Source organism: Methylobacterium sp. A54F, assembly GCF_053346035.1.
Window position 1 is genome coordinate 507037 of the sequence record NZ_JBKFBF010000001.1, and the last position, 21287, is coordinate 528323.

19 protein-coding genes are annotated in these 21287 nt (G+C 73.6%); 10 read left to right on the forward strand and 9 right to left on the reverse strand.

The window, feature by feature from the left end:
• The first annotated feature begins 269 nt into the window (after positions 1-269).
• Entirely contained in the window at positions 270-692 is a 423-nt protein-coding gene (locus tag ACLBXP_RS02525; RefSeq protein WP_447665977.1) for a SufE family protein, read from the forward strand.
• A gap of 9 nt (positions 693-701) precedes the next feature.
• Here the strand turns inward: ACLBXP_RS02525 and ACLBXP_RS02530 are convergent, their stop codons facing one another.
• Positions 702-1535, reverse strand: a complete 834-nt coding sequence (locus tag ACLBXP_RS02530; RefSeq protein WP_447665978.1) for a DUF6456 domain-containing protein — start codon at positions 1533-1535, stop codon at positions 702-704.
• Between the two features lie 91 nt (positions 1536-1626).
• Positions 1627-1851 carry a hypothetical protein gene (locus tag ACLBXP_RS02535; RefSeq protein ID WP_447665979.1) on the reverse strand — a complete coding sequence of 75 codons (225 nt, stop codon included), beginning with the start codon at positions 1849-1851 and terminating at the stop codon, positions 1627-1629.
• A 167-nt stretch (positions 1852-2018) separates the two neighbouring features.
• On the opposite strand from ACLBXP_RS02535, the gene ACLBXP_RS02540 reads away from it, so the two are divergent.
• Positions 2019-4151 (forward strand): S9 family peptidase, encoded by a 2133-nt coding sequence (locus ACLBXP_RS02540; protein WP_447665980.1) that lies wholly within the window; start codon positions 2019-2021, stop codon positions 4149-4151.
• Positions 4152-4204: 53 nt separating this feature from the next.
• Here ACLBXP_RS02540 and ACLBXP_RS02545 read toward each other — a convergent pair whose 3' ends face one another.
• Positions 4205-7741 carry an AsmA family protein gene (locus tag ACLBXP_RS02545; protein WP_447665981.1) on the reverse strand — a complete coding sequence of 1179 codons (3537 nt, stop codon included), beginning with the start codon at positions 7739-7741 and terminating at the stop codon, positions 4205-4207.
• Positions 7742-8048: 307 nt separating this feature from the next.
• On the opposite strand from ACLBXP_RS02545, the gene ACLBXP_RS02550 reads away from it, so the two are divergent.
• Both ACLBXP_RS02550 and ACLBXP_RS02555 read left to right on the forward strand, forming a co-directional pair.
• Positions 8049-8354, forward strand: a complete 306-nt coding sequence (locus ACLBXP_RS02550) for an EndoU domain-containing protein (protein ID WP_447665982.1) — start codon at positions 8049-8051, stop codon at positions 8352-8354.
• Between the two features lie 12 nt (positions 8355-8366).
• Entirely contained in the window at positions 8367-8681 is a 315-nt protein-coding gene (locus tag ACLBXP_RS02555; RefSeq protein WP_447665983.1) for a hypothetical protein, read from the forward strand.
• Positions 8682-8743: 62 nt separating this feature from the next.
• Here ACLBXP_RS02555 and ACLBXP_RS02560 read toward each other — a convergent pair whose 3' ends face one another.
• Positions 8744-8995, reverse strand: coding sequence for a hypothetical protein (locus ACLBXP_RS02560; protein WP_447665984.1), 252 nt, complete (start codon positions 8993-8995; stop codon positions 8744-8746).
• Positions 8996-9133: 138 nt separating this feature from the next.
• Between ACLBXP_RS02560 and ACLBXP_RS02565 the strand changes: the two genes are divergently transcribed.
• The 3 genes from ACLBXP_RS02565 (at position 9134) to ACLBXP_RS02575 (ending at position 13002) form a co-directional block, all read left to right on the forward strand.
• Complete coding sequence (locus ACLBXP_RS02565; protein ID WP_447665985.1) at positions 9134-11494, forward strand: ATP-dependent helicase; 2361 nt, start codon at positions 9134-9136, stop codon at positions 11492-11494.
• A gap of 429 nt (positions 11495-11923) precedes the next feature.
• Complete coding sequence (locus ACLBXP_RS02570) at positions 11924-12640, forward strand: PhoH family protein (RefSeq protein ID WP_447665986.1); 717 nt, start codon at positions 11924-11926, stop codon at positions 12638-12640.
• A 113-nt stretch (positions 12641-12753) separates the two neighbouring features.
• Positions 12754-13002, forward strand: coding sequence for a hypothetical protein (locus tag ACLBXP_RS02575; protein WP_447665987.1), 249 nt, complete (start codon positions 12754-12756; stop codon positions 13000-13002).
• A 215-nt stretch (positions 13003-13217) separates the two neighbouring features.
• Here the strand turns inward: ACLBXP_RS02575 and ACLBXP_RS02580 are convergent, their stop codons facing one another.
• Together ACLBXP_RS02580 and ACLBXP_RS02585 are read right to left on the reverse strand one after the other, a co-directional pair.
• A complete protein-coding gene (locus ACLBXP_RS02580; RefSeq protein ID WP_447666211.1) occupies positions 13218-14690 on the reverse strand; it encodes a L,D-transpeptidase family protein in 1473 nt (490 codons plus the stop codon).
• A gap of 239 nt (positions 14691-14929) precedes the next feature.
• Entirely contained in the window at positions 14930-15883 is a 954-nt protein-coding gene (locus ACLBXP_RS02585; protein ID WP_447666212.1) for an acetyl-CoA carboxylase carboxyltransferase subunit alpha, read from the reverse strand.
• Positions 15884-16178: 295 nt separating this feature from the next.
• On the opposite strand from ACLBXP_RS02585, the gene ACLBXP_RS02590 reads away from it, so the two are divergent.
• Positions 16179-16964, forward strand: coding sequence for a 3-hydroxybutyrate dehydrogenase (locus tag ACLBXP_RS02590; RefSeq protein ID WP_447665988.1), 786 nt, complete (start codon positions 16179-16181; stop codon positions 16962-16964).
• 41 nt (positions 16965-17005) lie between these two features.
• Here the strand turns inward: ACLBXP_RS02590 and ACLBXP_RS02595 are convergent, their stop codons facing one another.
• The 3 genes from ACLBXP_RS02595 to meaB form a co-directional block, all read right to left on the reverse strand.
• The gene (locus ACLBXP_RS02595) at positions 17006-17350 is read right to left on the reverse strand and encodes a CsbD family protein (RefSeq protein ID WP_447665989.1); all 345 of its coding nucleotides are present in this window, start codon (positions 17348-17350) and stop codon (positions 17006-17008) included.
• A gap of 165 nt (positions 17351-17515) precedes the next feature.
• The gene (locus ACLBXP_RS02600) at positions 17516-18145 is read right to left on the reverse strand and encodes a pyroglutamyl-peptidase I family protein (protein WP_447665990.1); all 630 of its coding nucleotides are present in this window, start codon (positions 18143-18145) and stop codon (positions 17516-17518) included.
• Complete coding sequence (gene meaB / locus ACLBXP_RS02605) at positions 18142-19134, reverse strand: methylmalonyl Co-A mutase-associated GTPase MeaB (protein ID WP_447665991.1); 993 nt, start codon at positions 19132-19134, stop codon at positions 18142-18144. Before meaB ends, ACLBXP_RS02600 begins: the two co-directional genes overlap by 4 nt.
• A gap of 564 nt (positions 19135-19698) precedes the next feature.
• Here meaB and ACLBXP_RS02610 point away from each other — a divergent pair.
• Entirely contained in the window at positions 19699-20736 is a 1038-nt protein-coding gene (locus ACLBXP_RS02610) for an alpha/beta hydrolase (RefSeq protein WP_447665992.1), read from the forward strand.
• Between the two features lie 159 nt (positions 20737-20895).
• Positions 20896-21246 carry a hypothetical protein gene (locus tag ACLBXP_RS02615; RefSeq protein ID WP_447665993.1) on the forward strand — a complete coding sequence of 117 codons (351 nt, stop codon included), beginning with the start codon at positions 20896-20898 and terminating at the stop codon, positions 21244-21246.
• Positions 21247-21287: the final 41 nt, after the last annotated feature.

A 21287-nucleotide genomic window follows, 5' to 3' on the forward strand; every position in this document is an offset into this window, starting at 1 on the left:
CCCCGATTCACCCTCGCCGTCATTCCGGGGCCGCATAGCGGAGCCCGGAATCCAGAACCGCCGACGCCCCCTCGTCCTGCCACCTCGGCGGCTCTGGATCCCGGGCTCGCCTGCGGCGCCCCGGGATGACGTCGTGCATGTCATGAGGCGTCACGCTCGTCCTGTGCTCGTGCTTCGTTGGCCCGGGCTCGGAGCCCCGGCCGTGGCCCCGGACGCCCGGGCCGCCTATATGCCGGGGCGAGACGCGCCCCCGAACCGACCGAGCCCGCATGCTGCCCCCGATCGAGACCATCATCGAGAATTTCGAGTTCATCGACGACTGGGAGGAGCGCTACCGCTACGTGATCGAGCTCGGCCGCGCCCTGCCGCCGCCCACCGAGGCGCTGCACAGCGAGGCGAACCGGGTGCACGGCTGCGCCAGCCAGGTCTGGCTCGACATGGCGGTGGAGCGCGAGGGAGCCGAGCCGCGCCTGCGCCTGCAGGGGGACAGCGACGCCCACATCGTGCGCGGCCTCGTCGCGCTGATGATCGCGCTGTTCGACGGCAAGACCCCCCGCGAGGCCGCCGACACCGACGCCCTCGCGCTCTACAGCCGCCTCGGCCTCGCCGAGCACCTCACGCCCCAGCGCTCGAACGGCGTGCGCGCCATGGCGGACCGCATCCACCGCGACGCGGTGCGCCTCGCCGGCTGAGGCGCTGCGTCAGGCCCGCTCGCGCCACAGCCGCATCCGGGCCCGGTCCGGGCCGGTGGCGCTGCGCTCGAGGCCGTAATGCTCGGCGAGCCGCCCGAGGGCGATGCGGGCCACCACCTTGGCGGAGCGGGCCGGCCAGCGCCGCTCGGCCTCGATCCGCTCCAGGCCCTTGAGGTAGCCGCAGAGGTCGATCAGCAGGCCCGAGAGGTCGCTCCCCACCGCCGCCAGCGCCGCGCGCACCCGCTGCTGGGCGGCCACCGCCGCGTCGGTGGCCGCGGCCGGGTCGCGCGGGCCGGAGCCGTCGACCCGCACCGCCCCCCAGTCGATTCCCGTCCGGGGCATCATCTGCGCGAGGGTCATGTCCCGCCGCAGGCGCTCCCCCGCCTCGAACGAGGCCCCGTCGAGGAGGGGCGCCCCGTCGCGCCCCCGGCGCCGCGCCATCCAGGCGAGCGGGCTCTCGCTCGCGTCCCGCAGGGCCGGGCCGTCCGCGGCCGCCGCGCCCTCCGTCGCCACGAGGTCGAGGTGCTGGGCCAGGAACGCGCTCTCGCCCGCGGCGGCGGCCCGGCGCAGGTGCGCGCGGCCCGCCGGGGCGATGGTGATCCGCCCCCGGCCGCCGGCCTCGCGCTGGGCGAGGTCCGCGCGCAGGAGCTCGGCCCCGGCGGCCTCCGGGAAGCGCCCGCCCCCGACCGAGAGGCCGCTGCCGCCGGCCCGCAGGATCAGGGCACCGGGCTCGATCGGGTCCGCGAAGGCGTAGGCGCCCTCCGCCGCGAGCGCCGCCAGAAGCCGCCCCGCTGACCGCCCGAGGGGACGCGTACGCACCAATTTGTTCGTGTTTTGTTCCATCCGTGGGGCGCCCTTGGGGTTGCGCGAGACACCTGAGGTAACGGAAAATGATCCTAGAACAAGACTTGACGGCGTTATCCCCAGCGGAGCGTCACGCTGCGGGCGGCCGGGTCGGCGGGTGGCGCAGAACCTCGGCGATCTCGTCCTCGGACTTGCCGCGCACGGCGTAGCCCATGCGCTCGAAGCGCTCGACCAGCGCGTCGCTGTCGCTGGCCGAGCGGGCCGCCCAGGCGGCGAGCTCGGCGTTTGTGCCGTCGAGGTCGACCTCGGCGGGCGTCTCGGGGCCGGCGCCGCCGGCGGGGCTGTCGCTGCTCATGCTGACATGATGTCGCAGGCCGGAATCCCTGTCCAGCCGCCTCGGCCCGGGGCCCGTCACGATGCCGCGGGTTGCCGCGGCGGGCCCACGGCGTCACATGTCTGCGGCCTCGCGGGCCGGGCGGCGCCTCGCCCTCCGGCCCGTCCGTTCCCCACAGGATCCCGGCGATGACCCCCGACCGTTCCGCACCGTTCCCTCGCCTCGAAGCCCCAGTCGCGCCCCGCAGGCCGCACGCCTTCACGGTCCACGGCCGGACGATCAGCGACGACTACGCCTGGCTGAAGGCCGAGAACTGGCAGGCGGTGCTGAAGGACCCCGCCGCGCTGCCGGCGGACATCGCGGCCCACCTCGCCGCCGAGAACGCCCACGCGGAGGCCGCGCTCGCGGACACGGCGGAGCTGCGCCGGACGCTCGTCGCCGAGATGCGCGGCCGGATCCGGGAGGACGACAGCAGCGTGCCGGAGCCCGACGGCCCCTTCGCCTACTACACCCGCCACCGCGACGGCGGGCAGCACCCCCTCGTCTGCCGCCGGCCCCGCACCGTGCTGGCGCTGACGGGCGAGCCGAGCCCGGAGGAGGGCGAGGCGATCCTGCTCGACGGGGACCGGGAGGGCGCCGGCCAGCCGTTCTTCGAGCTCGCCGCGGCGGTCCACTCGGACGACCACGCCCGCCTCGCCTGGAGCGCGGACGGCAAGGGCTCCGAGCTCTACACGATCCGGGTGCGCGACCTCGCCACCGGCACGGACCTCGACGACCGGGTGGAGGCGACCTCGGGCGCGGCGGTGTGGTCGGGCGACGGGCAGAGCTTCTACTACGTGGCGGTGGACGCGAACCACCGCCCGGCCCGGGTCATGCGCCACCGCGTCGGCACCCCGCAGGACGCGGACGTCGCGATCTACGAGGAGCCCGATTCCGGATTCTTCGTCCACATCGGCAAGACCCAGTCCGGCGCCGACCTCGCGGTCACGGCCTCCGACCACGAGACCTCGGAGGTCCACCTCCTCGACCGCCACGCAGCGGACCCGGTCCTCACGGTCGTGCAGCCGCGCGAACCGCTGCTGATCTACTCGGTGGAGAGCTGGGGCGAGCACCTCTTCATCCTGACGAACGCCGACGGCGCCGAGGACTTCAAGATCGTCACGGCGCGCCGCGCGGCGCCGGGGCGCGCCCACTGGCAGGACGTCGTCCCGCACCGGCCGGGGGTGATGATCCGCCACCAGCACGTGCTGGGGAACCACCTCGTGCGCCTCGAGATCGAGAACGCGCGCCCCCGCATCATCGTGCGCGACATGGCGGGCGAGGAGCACGCGGTGGCCTTCGCGGAGGAGGCCTACTCCCTCGGCCTGCAGCCCGGCCACGAGTTCGAGACGGCGGTGATCCGCTTCACCTACTCCTCGATGACGACGCCTGCCGAGACCTACGATTACGACTGCGTCACCCGCGCCCGGCAGCTGCGCAAGCGCCAGACCGTGCCGAGCGGGCACGACCCGGCGGCTTACGTGACGCGGCGCCTGTTCGCCATGGCCCCGGACGGGGCGCAGGTGCCGATCTCGCTCCTGCACCGGCGCGACAGTCCCCTCGACGGCAGCGCGCCGCTCCTCCTCTACGGCTACGGCTCCTACGGCACGCTGATGCCGGCGGCCTTCCGGACGAACCTGCTCAGCCTCGTGGATCGGGGCTTCGTCTACGCCATCGCCCACGTCCGGGGCGGCACCGAGAAGGGCTGGGGTTGGTACCTCGACGGCAAGCGCGACCGGAAGACCAACACCTTCACGGACTTCATCGCCTGCGGGCGGGCGCTGATCGAGGCGGGCTACACCGCGCCGGGGCGGATCGTGGCGCACGGCGGCAGCGCGGGTGGGATGCTGATGGGGGCGGTGGCCAACATGGCGTCCGAGCTCTTCGCCGGTATCGTCGCCGACGTGCCCTTCGTGGACGTGCTCAACACCATGCTGGACGGCGACCTGCCGCTCACGCCCCCCGAATGGCCCGAATGGGGCAACCCCGGCGCGGACCCCGCCGCCTTCGAGACGATCCTGTCCTACTCGCCCTACGACAACGTCGGCGCCCACGCCTACCCGGCGATCCTGGCGCTCGGCGGCCTCACCGACCCGCGGGTGACCTATTGGGAGCCGGCAAAATGGGTGGCGCGCCTGCGCGCCACCATGACGGGCGGCGGCCCGGTGCTCCTGCGCGTCAACATGGAGGCCGGCCACGGCGGCGCCGCCGGCCGGTTCGACCGCCTGGAGGAAGTCGGCCTGATCTACGCCTTCGCGCTGACGGCGGTGGGCCGGGCCTGAGGCCGTTCAGGGCGCGCTCCTTCGCGCGTCGGGCGCGGTGAGCAGGCGCGGGCTCACGGCTGCGCCGAGGGCGGGCGGATGTCGAGGGGAGGGTCGGCAGCGTCCGGTGCGCGGGCGCGGGCGGCATCCTCGGCCCGCTGGCGGGCCTGGCGGGCGGCCTCCTCGGCGGCCTTCTCCGCCGCGGCCCGGTCGGCGGCGGCCTTGAGGGCGGCGGCACGGGCCCGGTCCATCTCGACGCGGGCGCGGCGGCGCTGGCGCTCCGCCTGGTCGGCCTCGATGAGCTCGATCTTCTCCAGTTCCCGCTGCAGCACGACGGCCGAGAGGCCGTTCGTGAGCGCGCCGACGTCGAGGCTGCGCTCGGGCGCCGCGAGGGAGCCCGTGAGCCCGAGCTGGATCGCGGGCGCCGCCCCCGTCCAGGCCTTCGGGACCGCGCCGCCGGTCAGCGTGCCGCGGGCATCGAGCCGGCCGCTGCGCAGGTCGAGCCCGACGCTGCCGACCCAGCGGGCGGTGCCGAGGTCGAGGTCGAGGGGACCGGCCCGGAGCTGGCCGCCGATGATCGTCGCGGGCGTCGCGACGGCGCCCCGCGCCTGGGCCGCGCCCTTGCCGAGCTCGTCCGCCACGAAGCCCTGCAGGCGGCCCTCCCGCAGCGGGTCCTCGTCGTCGAGGGCGCGAGCGAGGGCCCGCCCCAGGGCGCCCGGATCGACCCCTGGCACCGAGAGGTCGGCGAGGCGGATCTCGCCCGTGCCGGCGAGGTTCGCGACGAGCGCGGCCGCGCTGTCGCCCGTCGCGCTGAAGCGGAAGCCGGCCCCGAGGCGCCCGCTCAGCGGCCCCCCCGTGAGCGCGGCGAGGGCCGCGTCCTCGATCGCGGCCTCGCCGGAGACCGCCGCGGCCCCGCCCCGGCGGGCGAGGGACACGGAGGCCGTCAGGCGCCCTTCGGCGAGGCGGGCCGAAAGGTCGCGCAGGGCGAGCGTCCCGCTCTCGGCAGCGAGGCGGAAGGCCGCGCCGGTCGCCACCAGGCCCCGGCCGAGGTCGAGGCGGGCCACGCGCAGGTCGAGGCTCGCCGGCGCCGACAGGGTGGGCGCCGCCGCGAAGCGGGCGCTCGGCCAGCCCCCCGGGGCCTCCGGCCCGGGCGCCGACGGCGCCACGAGGCTCGCGGCCAGGAGCGGCAGGGACAGGCGGGGCAGCGTCGCGGAGCCGGACAGCGCCCCGTCCGGTGCCCGCACCAGGGCGGCCGTCACCGTATCGGCGCCGAGCCGGCCCGAGACGTCGGCGCGGGCGTCCTCGCCCGCCCGCGACAGGGCGAGGCTGAGGTCGGCCGGCCAGGGGCCGGCGCCCGGGCTCGCCCCGGCGGCGAGGCGCAGGAAGGGCGTGAGGTCGCCCGTCGCGAGCCGGAGGGTGCCGCCGGCGGGCGGCCCCGGCTCGGCCCCGAGGCGGATCGGCTCCGGCGTCGCGACCGTGAGGCCCGCGATCGTGCCGCCGACCTGCAGGGCGAGGCCGGTCGCGGCGGCGGGGGCGTTTCCCGGCGCCGGGCGGCTCCCCTGGATGCGCAGGGACGCGGGCTGCTGCAGCCCGGGGATGTCGGCGCGCTCGAACCAGATGCCCGCCCGCGCCGTCGCGAGGGAGACGTCGACCTGCTCGGCCTGACCGGCGCGGGTGAGGAGCGACAGGTCGAGGGGGCCGCCGGCGGCGCTGCCCTTGGCGGTGATCCGCAGCGCGTCGCGCTGGCCGGCCTCCCGCTCCACGGTCACGGCGAGGTCGAGGGCTCCGGCGCGCAGGAAGCCGGGCACGAGGCGGGCCTCCGGAATGAAGGCGCGGTCGAGGAGCGCTGCGAGCGGCGCCGCCACCGGCGCCGTCACCCGCCCGCTGATCCGGCCCGAGCCGTCCGGCGCGATCGCCCCGGCGAGGCGCGCGTTGGCGCCCGCGAGGTCGGTGACGTCGAGGCTGTCGACCCGCAGGCCCGCCCCGTCGGACTCGATGCGCGCCGCGATGCGCCCGGCCGCCGACCCGGCCGGCCCGTAGCGGACGTCCCGCGCCTCGATGGTCAGGCCGAGGTCGCGCCCGTGCAGCCCCGCGAGCGCTCCCCCGAAGGCGGGCAGCTCCGCCACGTCGAGGCCGTTCGCGCGGATCTGCGCGTCGATGCGCCCGCGGCCGCCGGCCTCGGCCTCCGCGTAGCGGGCGTTGCCGGTGATCTGCGCGCCGCCGAGGGCCAGCCGCAGATTGCGCAGCGAGTAGTCCGGCGCGGCCGCCGAGAGGTCGGCGCTGGCCTCCACGGGGCGCCCGTCGAGGGCCGCCACCGCCGGGCCGTCGAGGCCGAGCCGGCGCAGGTAGCGGCCGAAGCCGTCGGAGACCGGCGCCGCGAGGGAGACGGTCCCGGTGAAGCGGGGATGCGGGGCGAGGTCGACCTCGCCCCGCGCCGCCAGCGTCGCCGCTCCCGGCGCGGTGGCGCGGGCGCGCCGCACCAGCACGCCGCCGGTCCGGTCGACGGTGCCGGCCACCGCGATGTCCTGCCACTCGTCGAGGCCGAGGGCGGCGCTCTCCACCGCGACGTCGAGGTCGACCATCATCGGCAGGCCGGCCCGGGTCCGCGGCAGGCCGCGGGCCACGAGGTCGCGCCCGGCCTGCGAGACCAGGAAGGCGTCGAGGTCGAGCCGGCGCGCCTGCAGGGCGAGCGCGGCCCGGCCCTCGCGCAGGTCGATCCGGCCGGTGCCGGCGAGCCGCAGCGCCGGGCCGCCCGGGTTGACCTCGGCATTCACGGCGGTGAAGCGCACCATCGGACCGCTGGCCGAGAAGCTGCCGGACAGCGAGAACGGCAGGTAGGCCCCCGGCTCCTGCGTGGGCGGCCCCACCACGAGGCGCGCCGTGCCCTCGGCCTCCGGCAGGTAGGCGCGGGTTCCGGGCGCAGGGCTCTCGGGATCCCGGGCGGCCAGCCGCAGGCGCATGTCCGCCTCGAAGCGCGGCCGGGTCTCGCCGCCGCCCGAGATCTTGAGGGGCACGCTGCCGTCCGGCGCCGCCTCGCCGGTGACCGCGCGGAACGGGACGCCGCCGCTCGCGCCCTCGATCCGCCACGGCCCGGCGAGGGCCGGCGCCTGGACGGCGAGGTTCTCGGCCGCGAGCTGGTCGGTGCGGCCCGTGGCGGGCACGGTCGTGGTGAGGAGGAACTGCTGGACGTGCAGCCCGTCGATGGCGAGGTCGCGGCCGGCGAGGTTCTCGGACAGGCCCGGCGGCAGCACCAGGGCCTGCGCGTCGGTGATCGGCAGCCGCAATTCGGCGCGGCCGATCCGGGTTTCGGTGAAGCGGATCTCGCCCTTCAGCAGCGGCGCGAGCGCCACCTCGGCCTTGGCGAACCGGATGTCGAGGCCGGCCTCCCCCGTCTCCCCGCCGATCCGCAGCCGGTCGAGGCGCAGGCGCGGCGAGGGCAGCAGGCGGACCCCGATGCGGCCCTCGCTGCGCGCGGCGAGCCCCAGCGACTGGCCAATCGCCCGGTCGACGAGGGCCCGGTGGGCCGTCCAGTCGATGAACGGCGGCACCGCGAGGGCCGCCACGAGGACGAGGATGACGGCGCCCGCGAGCGCGGTCAGGAGGTCACGCACCGTGTTCGTTCCGCTTCCACCCCGGGACGAGGCCCGGGCCCGGCGGGCATATCACAGCGACGCTTCCCCCGTCCGCGCCCGGAATGCCACGCCGCCGACGCACGCTGCGCAAGGCCGGCCCGGTTCAGGCAGCCTCATCGCACCGCCGGAGCAGGTCCAGCCCTATGCGTCTCAATAGCCTGCCGATAGCGATCAATCCGCCCGACCGCCGCTCGAGTTCCCGGTGGATGTTCGACTGCCTCCAGACCGTTGCTTTAGCAACTATTTACGCACGGGCACGTTCTCGATCGTCGGGAGGGGACAGGATGTGCAGAGGACCGTTTCGCGGGCGCGTCGCATACATATCCTGGACGGTGATGCGAACGGCGGCGGTCACAGGGCGGGCACCGGCCGAACCGGCAAGACGGAATTTCCGGCCCACTGGGACGATGATAGGATCATCCGCGAAATCGAGAGCATTGCCAACGATCCGGCCCTGTCGCCCCACCTTCAGGCCAACGGGCGCAACCGGTTCACCGGAACGCGGGACGGGGTCGAGATCGAGGTGATCGTGGATCGGGACGATACGTCGATCGTGACCGGGTATCCGACCAACACGCCTGCGAACCCCTGAGGGCGCGTCGCCATGTTCGACACAGAGACCGACCTCCAGGTCAGGACCCTATCGGAGACCCTGGCGCGCCGCCTCAACGAGACTTGGCCGGATGAGCGCCTTCGCGATGCCAATCACAATCTGCAGTTTGGCCAGTACGGCGAGTTTCTGTCCAACGTCTGCGCGGCCCATCTCAGGAAGGACATCGAACTCGACGCAACCGACCGCGAGCGGGTGGAGACGCTCATCCGGCTGATGAACATGCAACAGGACATCGACGACCTGCGCGCGTTCATCGCGGCGCACCCGGACACGGCGGGCGGACGCCCGGCGAAGCGCCGGGCCTGAGCGAAGGCACAGGCTGCGCTCGATCTCAGGCCGGGGCGCTTCGCCGGCTGATCATCTGATCCTCAGCGGTGCGGCACGCCGATCGGCGGGGCCTGGACGGGGGCCGGGCGGTTCTGGATCGCCTGCTGGTTCTCCATCCGGAGCTGATTCGTGGAGGAGGTCTGGTTCTGCTGGAGCGAGCGGATCTCGCCCTGGCGGGCGAGGGAATCGTTGGCGGAGTTCGACTGCGACAGCCCGCTCTGGGCGAGGGCGGGTGCGGCCGTCAGGATGGCGAGTGCCGCCAGGGCAAGCGTGCGGGTGTGGTGAGAGGGCATGGCGAACCTCGTGTCGTCGCGATGGGGTTTCGGATCTCGTGCGAGACGACGCGGCGACGCGCGCGCGGGTTCCGCTCCCGCGCGATTGCGCCGCGCGCGGGCCTCGACGCCGTTCGCGTTTTGGTCCAGTGAGGGCGCATGCAGAACCCCCACGACGCCGGCTCCGGCGAGCGCCCGGGCTCCACCTCCATCGCGGCCCGCGCCCTGGCGGGCCTCCGGCCCGAGGCCGCCGCCTACCTGGAGGGCCTCAACCCCGAGCAGCGCCGCGCCGTCGAGACGACGGAGGGGCCCGTGCTGGTGCTCGCGGGCGCCGGCACCGGCAAGACCCGGGTTCTGACGACGCGCATCGCCCACATCATCGCCACCGGGAAGGCCCGCCCCTTCGACATCCTCGCCGTCACCTTCACCAACAAGGCGGCGCGGGAGATGAAGCACCGGATCGGCGCCCTGATCGGCCCGGCCGGGGAGGGCATGCCCTGGCTCGGCACCTTCCACGCCATCGGCACCAAGATCCTGCGCCGGCACGCCGAGCTCGTGGGGCTGAAGTCCGATTTCACGATCCTCGGCACCGACGACCAGCTGCGGCTGATGAAGCAGGTCATCGCCGACCAGAACGTGGACGAGAAGCGCTGGCCGGCCCGCGCGCTCAGCCACGCCATCGACGGCTGGAAGAACCGCGGCCTCGGCCCCGAGCAGGTGCCGGCCGGCGAGGCCGGCGCCTTCGCGTTCGGCAAGGGCGGCGCCCTCTACACCGCCTATCAGGCCCGCCTCGCAACGCTCAACGCCGTCGATTTCGGCGACCTCCTGCTCCTCTGCCTCAAGCTGTGGCGCGAGAACCCGGACGTGCTGGCGAACTACCAGTCCCGCTTCCGCTACATCCTCGTGGACGAGTACCAGGACACCAACGTCGCCCAGTACCTCTGGCTGCGCCTGCTGGCGCAGGGCCACCGCAACGTCGCCTGCGTGGGCGACGACGACCAGTCGATCTACGGCTGGCGCGGCGCGGAGGTCGACAACATCCTGCGCTTCGAGCACGACTTCCCGGGCGCCGTCGTGGTGCGGCTGGAGCGCAACTACCGCTCCACGGGCCACATCCTGGCCGCCGCCTCCGGGCTCATCGCGAAGAACGAGGGCCGCCTCGGCAAGACCCTGCGCACCGAGGACGAGCCGGGCGAGCGCGTCACGGTCTCGGGCGCCTGGGATTCCGAGGAGGAGGCGCGGCTCCTGGCCGAGTCGATCGAATCGCTCCAGGCGAAGAAGCACGCCCTCTCCGAGATCGCCGTGCTGGTGCGGATCTCCGCGCAGATGCGCGAGATCGAGGACCGCTTCGTCCAGCTCGGCCTGCCCTACCGGGTGATCGGCGGCCCGCGCTTCTACGAGCGGGCCGAGATTCGCGACGCGCTGGCCTACCTGCGCATCACCGCGAACCCCGCCGACGACCTCGCCTTCGAGCGCATCGTCAACACCCCAAAGCGCGGCCTCGGCGACGCGACGCTGCAGCAGCTCCACACCTTCGCCCGCGCCGAGCGCATCCCCCTGCTGCTGGCCGCCCGCCGCCTCGTCGAGACTGACGAGCTGAAGCCCCGCGTGCGCTCGACGCTGCGCGCCCTCGTGGAGAGTTTTTCGCGTTGGGCCAAGGCGGTGGAGAGCCTGCCCCACCCGGAGGTCGCCCAGACCATCCTGGAGGAATCCGGCTACACCGAGATGTGGCAGAAGGACCGCTCGGCGGACGCGGCGGGGCGGCTCGAGAACCTCAAGGAGTTCGTCCGCTCCATGGAGGAGTTCCCCGATCTCGCGGGCTTCCTGGAGCACGTCTCCCTCGTCATGGAGGCGAGCGAGGCGGAAGGGGCCGAGCGCGTCAGCCTGATGACGCTGCACGCCGCCAAGGGGCTCGAATTCGACACGGTGTTCCTGCCGGGCTGGGAGGACGGACTCTTCCCCAACCAGCGGGCGCTCGACGAGAGCGGCCGGGCGGGGCTGGAGGAGGAGCGGCGCCTCGCCCATGTCGGCCTCACCCGCGCCCGCAAGCGCGCCAAGCTGTCCTTCGCGGTCAACCGGCGCATCCACGGGCTGTGGTCCTCGACCATCCCCTCCCGCTTCATCGACGAGTTGCCCGAGGCCAGCGTCGACGTGGTGGAGGCGCCGGCCCACTTCTCGGCCGGCGCCTCGCGCTTCGACCGGAACCCGACGCCCTTCGGCTCGTCCTACGCCACCCCCGGCTGGCAGCGCGCGCAGGCCAACACCAGCCGCTCCGAGGGCTTCGGCGAGCGCCGCTTCGGCGGAGCGCCGGGCGGCCGGGCCGGCGGCCCGCGCCAGATCGAGGGCGAGCTGATCGCCAAGTCCACGGGGACGCCCTCCGCCTTCTCGGGCGGGATGCGGGTCTTCCACACCAAGTTCGGGCCCGGCACCGTGGCGGGGGTCGACGGCAACAAGCTCACCGTTGACTTCGACAAGGCCGGCCGCAAGATGGTCCTCGACAGCTTCGTCGAGCAGGCGTGAGCTGTCCCGCCGGCCAAGCCCGGACTTCGGGGGCGGCAAGGCCGGCCGGCATCGCCCGCCCGGGCGAGACAGGATCGAGGTCGTGCCGGATGCGCCGTCATCCCGTGTACCCCGCCATCTGCCCCCGGCGTCGTTCCGGCGCCTGACCCCGATCCGCCCCAGCCCCCTGTCACCGCCCTGCAACGCTGCCCGCGTATCCCGTCGCGCAACCCGCGCGCCGGCGCGCGGCTGGTGCGGCGGTTGCATCTCCTCCACCGGCCTCGCGGGGGCGCGCTCGTCGCTCTCCACAGGCAATGCACGTCGGCGTGGAACCGACACGTCGACGCGTCATTAAATTGTGTAGTCTCGGAGAGGTCGGATCGCGAATAGAGCCCTTAAATAGAGCGTAGTGCTAAGTCAGGTTGGCAAGTCCAGTTGGAGTGTTGATCGATGAAAAGACGACGCGCGCGACTTGAGCTGGTGGAAGACCGCACGGTCCGGATGCACCGGACCCGCTTCGACGAGGAGCGAAACCCGAGCCCCATCCAACCCCTCACCGAACGCCAGGGCGAATACCTCGAAGCGCTCGGCAGCAGCGCTCAGGTCATCGTTCTCGGGCCAGCCGGAACCGGCAAGACCTTCATCGCCGGCACCCGCGCCGCCGACCAGCTCCGCCAGCGTCGCATCGCCAAGGTCGTGATCACCCGCCCCAACGTGCCCTCGGGGCGCTCCCTCGGGTTCTTCCCCGGCACCCTCGAGGAAAAGATCGCGCCCTGGGTCGCCCCCCTCACGGAGGCCATGAAGGAGCGGATGGGCCAGGCGGCCTTCGAGATCGCGGTGAAGGCCGGCGACATCGAGATCGTGCCCTTCGAGGTGATGCGCGGGCGCACCTTCAAGAACTGCCTCGTGATCCTCGACGAGGCGCAGAACACCACCACGGCCGAGATCAAGATGTTCCTCACCCGCATCGGCGACGATTGCCAGGTGATCATCAACGGCGACGTCTCGCAGACGGACCTGCGCGAGACCTCGGGCCTGCGCACCGTCATCCACCTCGTGAAGAGCCGGATGATGCCGATCCCGGTGGTGGAGTTCACCCGCGACGACATCGTGCGCTCGGGCATCTGCGCGGAGTGGGTGAAGGCGTTCGAGGAAACCAATCTCTGAGTTGAGGGTTGTTCGGTGCGAAACCCCCTGGGGTTTCGCACCGGCATGGACGAAGCGTCTCTTCGGACCTCCGGAGCGACGGCCGTGCCCGCCCAACACATGGAGTCTGCTTCGTGAGGAAACTGTCCTTCGCCATCGCCGTCCTCGCCAGCCTCGGCGGCGCGAGCCTCGCCACGTCCGCCTCGGCCGCGCCCGGCGCGCCGATGGGCGTCACCGCCCCGGACACGGTCACCCACGTGCAGATGAACCGCATGGAGCGTCGCATGATGCACCGGCGGATGGAGCGCCGCATGATGCGCCGTCACATGGAGCGCCGCATGATGCGTCGTCACATGGAGCGGCGGATGATGCGCCGCATGTGACGGTTCGCTCCCTGGTGCGATCGGCGGGGTCCTTCGGGGCCCCGTTTTCGTTTTCGGGCCCCCTCGGCCGGACGGTCCGGCGCGGGCGTCGCGCTGAGGCGGGGAGGGCGCGGAGATTCTGCAGCCGGTCTGGATTCGTGCCTGGTTTCGAAGGCCGGGGTCCCGCGCGTCCGACCTCTCCCGACAGGGGAGCCGCAGCCGCGCGAGGCGCCCCCTCAGTTCCTGGCTGTGGCGGCCTTCTCGGGGGCTTTTTCGGCGGCCTTGCCGGCGTCCTTGCCCGCCTCCTTGCGAGGCGCGGCGTGCGCCGTGTGCACCGGCTTGGCGGCCTTCGGTGGGTTGATGGCGGCGGTCGTCGCCTCGGCGGGGGCGGTCGGCGGCTCCGCGGGCTTCTCGGCTTGCGTCTCCGACGGCTTGGCGAACAGCTTGCCGAACACCCGGCTGTAGGCGCTCGGGTCGCCGTCCGCATCGGCGACCGCGATACGCGCGGGCTTCTGCGCCTCGGCGGTCTCCGGCGCCTTTGCGGCCTCCGGCGTTTTCGCGGCCAGCATCACCGGCGCGCCCGTGGGGCCGACCTTGCGGGTGTCCTTGTGGGCGAGCGCCGCGGCCGCGGCCTTGGTCGGGCCCGGCGCATCGGCCGCGGCGAGCACCACCTGGCGGCCCTTGGCGTCCACCTCGAACTCCCGCGGGCCCGCCGCGAGGCTCTCGGGGCGGCTGACGTCGCCGAGCGTGTGCCGGGCGTAGTCCTTGGGGGCGTAGGCGAGCTCCGGTTCCGCCGGGGCGCCGAGGTTGGCGAAGGCGCTCTGCGGCGGCTGGGGCCGGAAGACCGGGTTCTGCCCGCCGTCCTCGTAGACGACGCGGGTCGGCGCCGTGCCCTTGGCGACCAGCGCCGCGATCTCCTGGTCGTCGCGCTGGCGCTTCTCGGCCACCAGGGTCTCGACCTTCGGGCTGCAGGAGCCGGCCGCCGCGTCGGCGCCGCCGAACACGTAGCGGGTGCCGCACAGGCCGACCCGCGGCTCCTCGCGCAGGGCCTCGAAGTAGTCCGACCCTTCCTTGAGGTTACGCCAGAACGGAGCGTTCGGGTCGTTGCGGAACTTGGCCAGGTTCGTGGCCGTCATCCGGAACGGGTAGGACTGGAACTGGAAGGCGCGCTGCCCACCCGCGAAGGCCTCGCGCGCGATGGCGTAGATCTCGGAGATCGACTCGTCCGTCATGGCGAAGCACCCGGCCGAGGAGCAGGTGCCGTGGACCATGATGTAGTTGCCCGTGCGGCCGTTCGCCCGGTCGAAGGCGTTCGGATAGCCGGTGTCGAACGAGAGGTAGTAGGACGAGTTCGGGTTCATCTGGCCCGGGGTGATCGTGTAGAACCCCTCCGGGGCCTGCCGGTCACCCTGCTTCGTCTTCGGCCCGAGCTGGCCCGACCAGCGGCAGATCGGGAAGGTCTTGAGGAGCGCGTACTGGCCGGAGGCGCCGCGCTTCCAGACCTCCATCTCCGCTTCCTTCTTGTAGGCGCGGATAAGGATGGGATCGCCCTGCGACATCCCCTTGGTCTGCATCAGGGACAGAGTCTTGGCCGGGACCGGCGTCAGGTGCCGGGTGGAGCTGCCGCCCCAGGAGGTGCCGTCCTGGCAGGCACCGAGGGTGAGAGACAGCGCGAGGAGACTCGCCGCCGCGAACGGACGCACAGCCAGACGCACAGCCATGGGGGGACCCCGTCTTCGAACTCAACCGCGCGCGGGCTTGTCGGACCCCGTCGCACGTCACTCCCCAAACCTGTAGCGTCGTTAAACTTACCTCCGCCTTACCGCAATGACATGGAAGACACGCGCGTCCGCGCTGTGAACAGCGTGCGTCGGCCGTGATTCCGCCGCGATGGTGCGCGCCGCGGCGTGCGGCCCGGGCGGGACGTTCCGAGCCGGCAGCGCCCGCCTCAGAGCTTGCGGCCGATCTCCAGGAACTTGGCGGCGCGACGGTCCCGGATCTCGGCCGGGGACAGGCCGTCGAACTCGGCGAGCGCCCCGGCGATGGCCGTGCCGGCGGCCTCGATCGCCGCGCCGCGGTCCCGGTGCGCGCCGCCCGTGGCCTCCGGCACGATGGCGTCGATGATGCCGAGGCGCAGCAGGTCCTGGGCGGTGATCTTCATGGCGGTGGCGGCGTCGTGGGCGCGGCCCTGGTCGCGCCACAGGATGGAGGCCGCGCCCTCGGGCGAGATCACCCCGTAGATCGCGTGCTCCAGCATCAGCACGCGGTTGGCGGTGGCGATGGCGATGGCCCCGCCCGAGCCGCCCTCGCCGATGACGAGGGCGATGTTGGGCACGCCGAGGGCGAGGCAGGCCTCCGTCGAGCGGGCGATGGCCTCGGCCTGGCCGCGCTCCTCCGCCTCGATGCCCGGGAAGGCGCCGGCGGTGTCGACGAAGGCGAGGACGGGCAGGCCGAAGCGGTCGGCGAGCTCCATCAGGCGCACCGCCTTCCGGTAGCCCTCGGGGCGGGCCATCCCGAAATTGTGGCGCAGGCGCGTCTCGGTGGTGGAGCCCTTCTCCTGCCCGAGCACGCAGACCGGCCGGCCGCGGAAGCGCCCGAAGCCGCCGACGATCGCGGCGTCCTCGCCGAAGCTGCGGTCGCCCGCGAGCGGCGTGAACTCGCCGATGAGCCCCGCGCAGTAATCCACGAAGTGCGGGCGCTGCGGGTGGCGGGCGACCTGCGTCTTCTGCCAGGGGGTCAGGTTGGCGTAGATCTCGGCCAGCGCCTGCGCGGCCTTCGTCTCGAGCCGGCCGACCTCCTCGCTGATCGAGACGGCCCCGTCGCGCGCGCCGAGCGCCCGCAATTCCTCGACCTTGGCCTCGAGCTCCGCCACGGGCTTCTCGAAGTCGAGATAGGAGCGCATCACGGCCGCGGGGCCCTGTGCGGCCCCTCGGGCCGCACCTTGCGTCGATCCCTGCATCCTCGGGTCCATCCTCAGCGCCCGGTCAGGCCGGGGCGCGGGCGCGAGGTGTTGGCGATGCCGGCACGGGTGTCAACCGCCGCGTCCCTGTCGCACGCGGGCGGGCCCCGCGGCGTCGACTTCCGGCCGCCCATCGGGCAGGTGTGGGGCCCGAGCCCCGCGCGCCGCCGATCACCCGCGGCGCGCCCCGTTCCCTCGCCCCGCGGCGCCCCCCGCGCCGCCTGAGCCGGAGACCAGCATGACCCTGAAATCCAAGGCCGCGATCGTCACGGGCTCAACAAGCGGGATCGGCCTCGCCATCGCCCGGGCCTTCGCCCGCGAGGGGGCCGACGTCGTCCTCAACGGCTTCGGCGAGCCCGCGGCGATCGAGGCGGCGCGCGCCGGCATCGAATCGGAGTTCGGCGTGACGGCCCTGCACTCGCCCGCCGACATGACGAAGCCCGATGAGATCGCCGAGATGGTCCGGCTCGCGGAAGAGCGCTTCGGGCGCGCCGACATCCTCGTGAACAATGCCGGGATCCAGTTCGTGTCCCCGGTCGAGGAGTTCCCGCCCGAGAAGTGGGAACAGATCATCGCGATCAACCTGTCCTCGGCCTTCTACGCCATGCGGGCGGTGATTCCCGGAATGAAGGCGCGGGGCTGGGGGCGCATCATCAACACGGCGTCGGCCCACTCCCTGGTGGCCTCGCCCTACAAGTCGGCCTACGTCGCGGCCAAGCACGGCATCGCCGGCCTGACGAAGAGCGCGGCCCTGGAGCTCGCGCCGCACGGCGTCACGGTCAACTGCATCTCGCCGGGCTACGTCTGGACGCCCCTCGTCGAGGCGCAGATCCCCGACACCATGAAGGCCCGCGGCCTTTCGAAGGAGCAGGTGATCGAGGACGTGCTCCTGAAGGCCCAGCCCACCAAGGCGTTCGTCACGGTGGACCAGGTGGCCGCCCTCGCGGTGTTCCTGTGCTCGGACGCGGCGAGCCAGATGACCGGCTCCAACCTCTCCATGGACGGCGGCTGGACGGCGCAGTAGCCCGCCCCCGCAACCGGAGGGCGCGGGGGCGGGCGTCGCCCTCAGCGGCGCCCGTGCAGGAGCAGGGCGAGGCCGTAGCCGACCGCGCCCGCGATCAGGAGCGCGACCAGGGGGTTCTCCTCGACGCGGGCGCCGACCACCCGGCTGCCGTCGCGCACGTAGGCGCTGCCCCGCTCGTAGGCGTCGCTCGCGTAGTCGCCGGCATCGTCGGCCACGTCGCGCAGCCGGTCCTTGGCCTGGCCGTAGGCGTCCTGGGCGCGTCCCTGCGCCTCGCGGAAGCGGCCCTCCACCGAGTCGCGCGACGAGCCCACGAAGTCGCCCGCGGCGCCCTGGACCTTGCCGCCCAGCTCCTTGGCCGTGCCGGTGATGCGATCCGTATCAACCATGGTGGTCTCCTCAGCTCGGATGCCCGTCCGCGGTCGGCCGAGCCTGGCCGCCGGGCGGCGCCCGTCGTCCAGCAAACGCCCGAGGCGGTGTTTGTGCACCGCCGCGCAGCCGATTTTTGATGCCGCCACCCGATTCCCGGTCGCGCCGCCGGGCGGTCGCGGGCCTCAGCGGGCCCGCGGTCCCGCGCCCGCGACGGTTCTCGCCCGCCGCAGGAGGAGCTTCGCCACGGCCGCGAGGGCCCGCACCGGCTCGCCCGTGGGCGCACGGCCCGGACGGCGCGGCCGCCGGGTCGCCGGGACCGGGGGGGTGTGCACGAACAGCACCGGGCAGGGCTCGGCGAGCGCCCGGTAGTAGCTGGCGTTGCACAGGTAGCGGCCGGCCTCCCGCGAGATGGCGGCGGCAAGCCCGTGCCGCCGCAGGATCGCGAGCGCTTGAGGGCCGGCGGCGCAGCGGCGCGCCGGCGGTCCGCCCGGGTCGAGGGCGAGCCGCCGGGCGGTGGCACCGCTCGCGTCCGGAAAGAGCCGGCTCGCGCGGTTTGCCGCCCGTACCTCGACGCGCAGGCGCTTCGCCCGGGCAGCGACGCCGAACATCAGCACTGCCGCCGGCCGCACCGCGAGGGCGGGCTCCAGTGCGTCGGGGATCGCCGCATAGGCGGTCCGCAGGATCACGACCCGCGGCGCTCCGTGGAGGCGCAGGACCGGCTCGGCGGCGACCCGGCGGGCGAGGGCGGCGCTCGGGTTGCGCGGCATGCCGGGGAACGGGCCGAACCCCGTGATGAGCAGCCGGCCCCTCACAACCCGATCAGGGCGGCGATGGCCGCCGCGCCCGCGGCCGGCGAACTGTCGCCGCCGGCCACCGCGGCCTCGGCCTCGGCCGTCTGGCGACGCACCTCCGCGGAGCCGACGAGGCGCTGATGCAGGCGCTCGTGCACGAGCGCCCACATCCACTTCACGTCCTGCTCGCGGCGCTTGCGCGCGATCTCGCCCGTGGCGGTGAGCTTCTGGCGGTGGTCCGTCACCTTGTCCCACAGGGCGTCGAGGCGCTTGCCGTGCAGGCCCGAGATCGTGACGACCGGCGGCGTCCAGGTGGCGGAGGCGGGCGTCAGGATGTGCAGCGCCGCCCGGTACTCGGAGGCCGCGGCGCTCGCCCGCCGCTCGCCCTCGCCGTCGTCGGCCTTGTTGACCGCGATCATGTCGGCGAGTTCGAGGATGCCCTTCTTGATGCCCTGCAGCTCGTCGCCCGCGCCCGGCAGCATCAGCACGAGGAAGAAGTCGGTGAGGTCGGCCACCGCCGTCTCGGACTGGCCGACGCCCACCGTCTCGACGAGGATCACGTCGAAGCCCGCGGCCTCGCACAGCAGCATCGTCTCGCGGGTCTTGGCCGCCACGCCCCCGAGGGTGCCGGAGGAGGGGGAGGGCCGGATGAAGGCGTTCGGCTCCACCGCGAGCCGGGCCATGCGGGTCTTGTCCCCGAGGATCGAGCCGCCGGTGCGCGTCGAGGACGGGTCGACGGCGAGCACGGCGACCTTGTGCCCCGCCCCCGTCAGGAAGGCCCCCAGCGCGTCGATGGTGGTCGACTTGCCGACCCCCGGCACGCCCGTGATGCCGACCCGCACGGCGCTGCCGGTCTGCGGCAGAACCGCGTCGATCAGGGTCCTGGCCGCCTCCCGGTGGTCGGCCCTGCGGGATTCCGCGAGGGTGATCGCGCGGGCGAGCGCCGCGCGGTCGCCCGAGAGAAGCCGCTCGCGCAGCGCATCGAGGTCGAGGGAGGGAGGAGGCGCCATGACGCCTTCTTGCCGGCTGCGCGGCCGTTCGTCGAGGGGCGCCGGGCATTGAGGGCCGGCCGCGATCGGTCTATATTCCCTTTCGGTCGAGCACGGTTGGACGCCGCGGGAGGTCAGTCCCGCGGCGTCCGTGCTCAGCTGAGTGATGAGTGGCTCATCAGATCAGCGCCAGCGTGATGGTCATCGACCACGCGCTGGCGTTTTTCGTCACCGTGATGGTCACGATCGGGAACCCGATCATCCGTCCTCACCCCCTTTCCGGTCGGCCCGCTCGGAGGGCGGTGTCGGGCCAGCCCACCGCCAAGCCCGCTGACCCGGGCCTTCGCGCGACCGGAGAGGATTCGGCTGAGCCCGCCGATCATGCGCCTGGGATTCCTGTCCTGCAATCGATCGGGGGTTGTGGCACGAGCCTGTGCCGCCGCCGCAACAGATCCCGGGCTGCCCGCAATCCACACCGGGGCCCGCCTCATCCATGCCCCGTCATGGCCAAGATTGTGCGGGACAGGCTAGGTCACCGGACCGGGCGCGCGTCGTCCCGGCCACCGTGCGGGACCGACAAGAGCCATGCTGCGCCAGCCCCTCACCCGACGCTCCCTCGTTCGCCTCGGCACCCTGCTGGGAGCGGCCGGCCTCGCGCCGGCGCTGGGCGGCTGCGTCACCGACGGGCTCGCCACCGGCACGGTGCCGATCCCCGAGAAGCAATCCGCCATCGACGTGATGCCGGTGCTCCTCGTCGCGACGACCCGCAAGCCGGTCGGCAGCCCGCCGCGGTCGCCGTACTTCAGTTCCGAGCGCGGCCGCGGCCTCAGCTTCGCCGAGGTGCGGCTCTCGCCGCCCGACCGCTCGCTCATCGGCAAGGTCTCGGCCGTCATCACCGGCGACTGGACCATCGGGGCTGTGCCGCAGGTCGAGACGGGGGCCGGCGCGCCGGCTGCCTTCGCCCAGGCGGCGCTCGGGCGCGACGTTCTGATCTACGTCCACGGCTACCGGGAATCCTTCGCGTCGGCCGCCGTCAGCGCGGCGCGGCTCTCCGACGGCATCCGCTTCCGGGGCGTGTCGGGCCTGTTCACCTGGCCGTCCGCCGCGGCGGCCTTCGATTACGGGTACGACCGCGAGAGCGCCCTGTGGTCGCGGGACGCCTTCGAGGACCTCCTCAAGGCGCTGGCGGCCTCGCCGAGCGGGGGGCGCATCAACATCGTCGCCCACTCGATGGGCACGCTGCTGACCCTCGAAACCCTCCGGATGCTGCGGGCCGAGGCCGGCGAGGCCGCGATGGCGCGGATCGGCGCGGTGGTGCTGGCCGCGCCCGACATCGATTTCGACCTGTTCTCGAAGGGGGTCGAGCGGCTGGGGCCGGACGTCAGCAAGATCACCGTCATCTCGGCGACGAACGACCGGGCGCTGGAGCTGTCGAGCACCATCGCGGGCGGCGTGGTGCGGGCGGGGGCGGCGGACCGGGAGCGGCTTGAGGCTCTGGGCGTGCGCGTCGCCGACGCCTCGGACTACGCGGGCGGCCTGATCAACCACGACCTGTTCCTCTCCAATCCCGAGGTCCAGGGCGTCGTGAAGCGGGCCATCGCCCGGGCCGGCGGCGGGGTCTGAGACCGATCGACGCCGCGCAGGTCCCGGCGCGCCCGCGATCGGCGCTCCCCGCCCGCATGAGGGTTGGCGGCCGGCCTGATCCCTCCTACAGCGGCGGCGTGGCGCCCCGGGATTCGCGGGGGCCGGCGCCGGGCCGGGCCCGGCTGGAGGGACAGCGGCATGTTCACGCTCGAGATCGACGGCACCGCCGTGGCGGTCATCAACGGTGACGAGGAGACCGCGCGCGACCTCTTCACCTGCGACGGGTTCAAGGAAGACATCCAGGCGATGACGAGCGCGGGCCGTCCGCTGTGGAACGGCACCTCCGAGCTGAAGATCCGGCCGGCCACCGAGGACGAGGTCGAGGTCTTCGAGGATGCTCTCGCCGAGGACGATTCGGACGAGGATTTCGAGGAGGATCCGCGCCACGCCGGGGATTTGAGCTCCGGCTCGGACGACGAGGAAGAGGACGAGGCCGACATCGTGTTCCTCGTCGACATCGACGACGAGTCCGACACCGCGGACGCCTGACCGGCGCCGCACCCGAGGCGCCGGGCGGGATCCGGTCCGGC

What these genes read in the sequence shown, in the direction of transcription:
- ACLBXP_RS02525 (WP_447665977.1), top strand. Translation starts at nt 270, where the DNA reads ATGCTGCCCCCGATCGAGACCATCATCGAGAATTTCGAGTTCATCGAC.
- ACLBXP_RS02530 (WP_447665978.1), bottom strand. Translation starts at nt 1,535, where the DNA reads ATGGAACAAAACACGAACAAATTGGTGCGTACGCGTCCCCTCGGGCGG.
- ACLBXP_RS02535 (WP_447665979.1), bottom strand. Translation starts at nt 1,851, where the DNA reads ATGAGCAGCGACAGCCCCGCCGGCGGCGCCGGCCCCGAGACGCCCGCC.
- ACLBXP_RS02540 (WP_447665980.1), top strand. Translation starts at nt 2,019, where the DNA reads ATGACCCCCGACCGTTCCGCACCGTTCCCTCGCCTCGAAGCCCCAGTC.
- ACLBXP_RS02555 (WP_447665983.1), top strand. Translation starts at nt 8,367, where the DNA reads ATGTTCGACACAGAGACCGACCTCCAGGTCAGGACCCTATCGGAGACC.
- ACLBXP_RS02560 (WP_447665984.1), bottom strand. Translation starts at nt 8,995, where the DNA reads ATGCCCTCTCACCACACCCGCACGCTTGCCCTGGCGGCACTCGCCATC.
- ACLBXP_RS02565 (WP_447665985.1), top strand. Translation starts at nt 9,134, where the DNA reads ATGCAGAACCCCCACGACGCCGGCTCCGGCGAGCGCCCGGGCTCCACC.
- ACLBXP_RS02570 (WP_447665986.1), top strand. Translation starts at nt 11,924, where the DNA reads ATGAAAAGACGACGCGCGCGACTTGAGCTGGTGGAAGACCGCACGGTC.
- ACLBXP_RS02585 (WP_447666212.1), bottom strand. Translation starts at nt 15,883, where the DNA reads ATGCGCTCCTATCTCGACTTCGAGAAGCCCGTGGCGGAGCTCGAGGCC.
- ACLBXP_RS02590 (WP_447665988.1), top strand. Translation starts at nt 16,179, where the DNA reads ATGACCCTGAAATCCAAGGCCGCGATCGTCACGGGCTCAACAAGCGGG.
- ACLBXP_RS02595 (WP_447665989.1), bottom strand. Translation starts at nt 17,350, where the DNA reads ATGGTTGATACGGATCGCATCACCGGCACGGCCAAGGAGCTGGGCGGC.
- meaB (WP_447665991.1), bottom strand. Translation starts at nt 19,134, where the DNA reads ATGGCGCCTCCTCCCTCCCTCGACCTCGATGCGCTGCGCGAGCGGCTT.
- ACLBXP_RS02610 (WP_447665992.1), top strand. Translation starts at nt 19,699, where the DNA reads ATGCTGCGCCAGCCCCTCACCCGACGCTCCCTCGTTCGCCTCGGCACC.
- ACLBXP_RS02615 (WP_447665993.1), top strand. Translation starts at nt 20,896, where the DNA reads ATGTTCACGCTCGAGATCGACGGCACCGCCGTGGCGGTCATCAACGGT.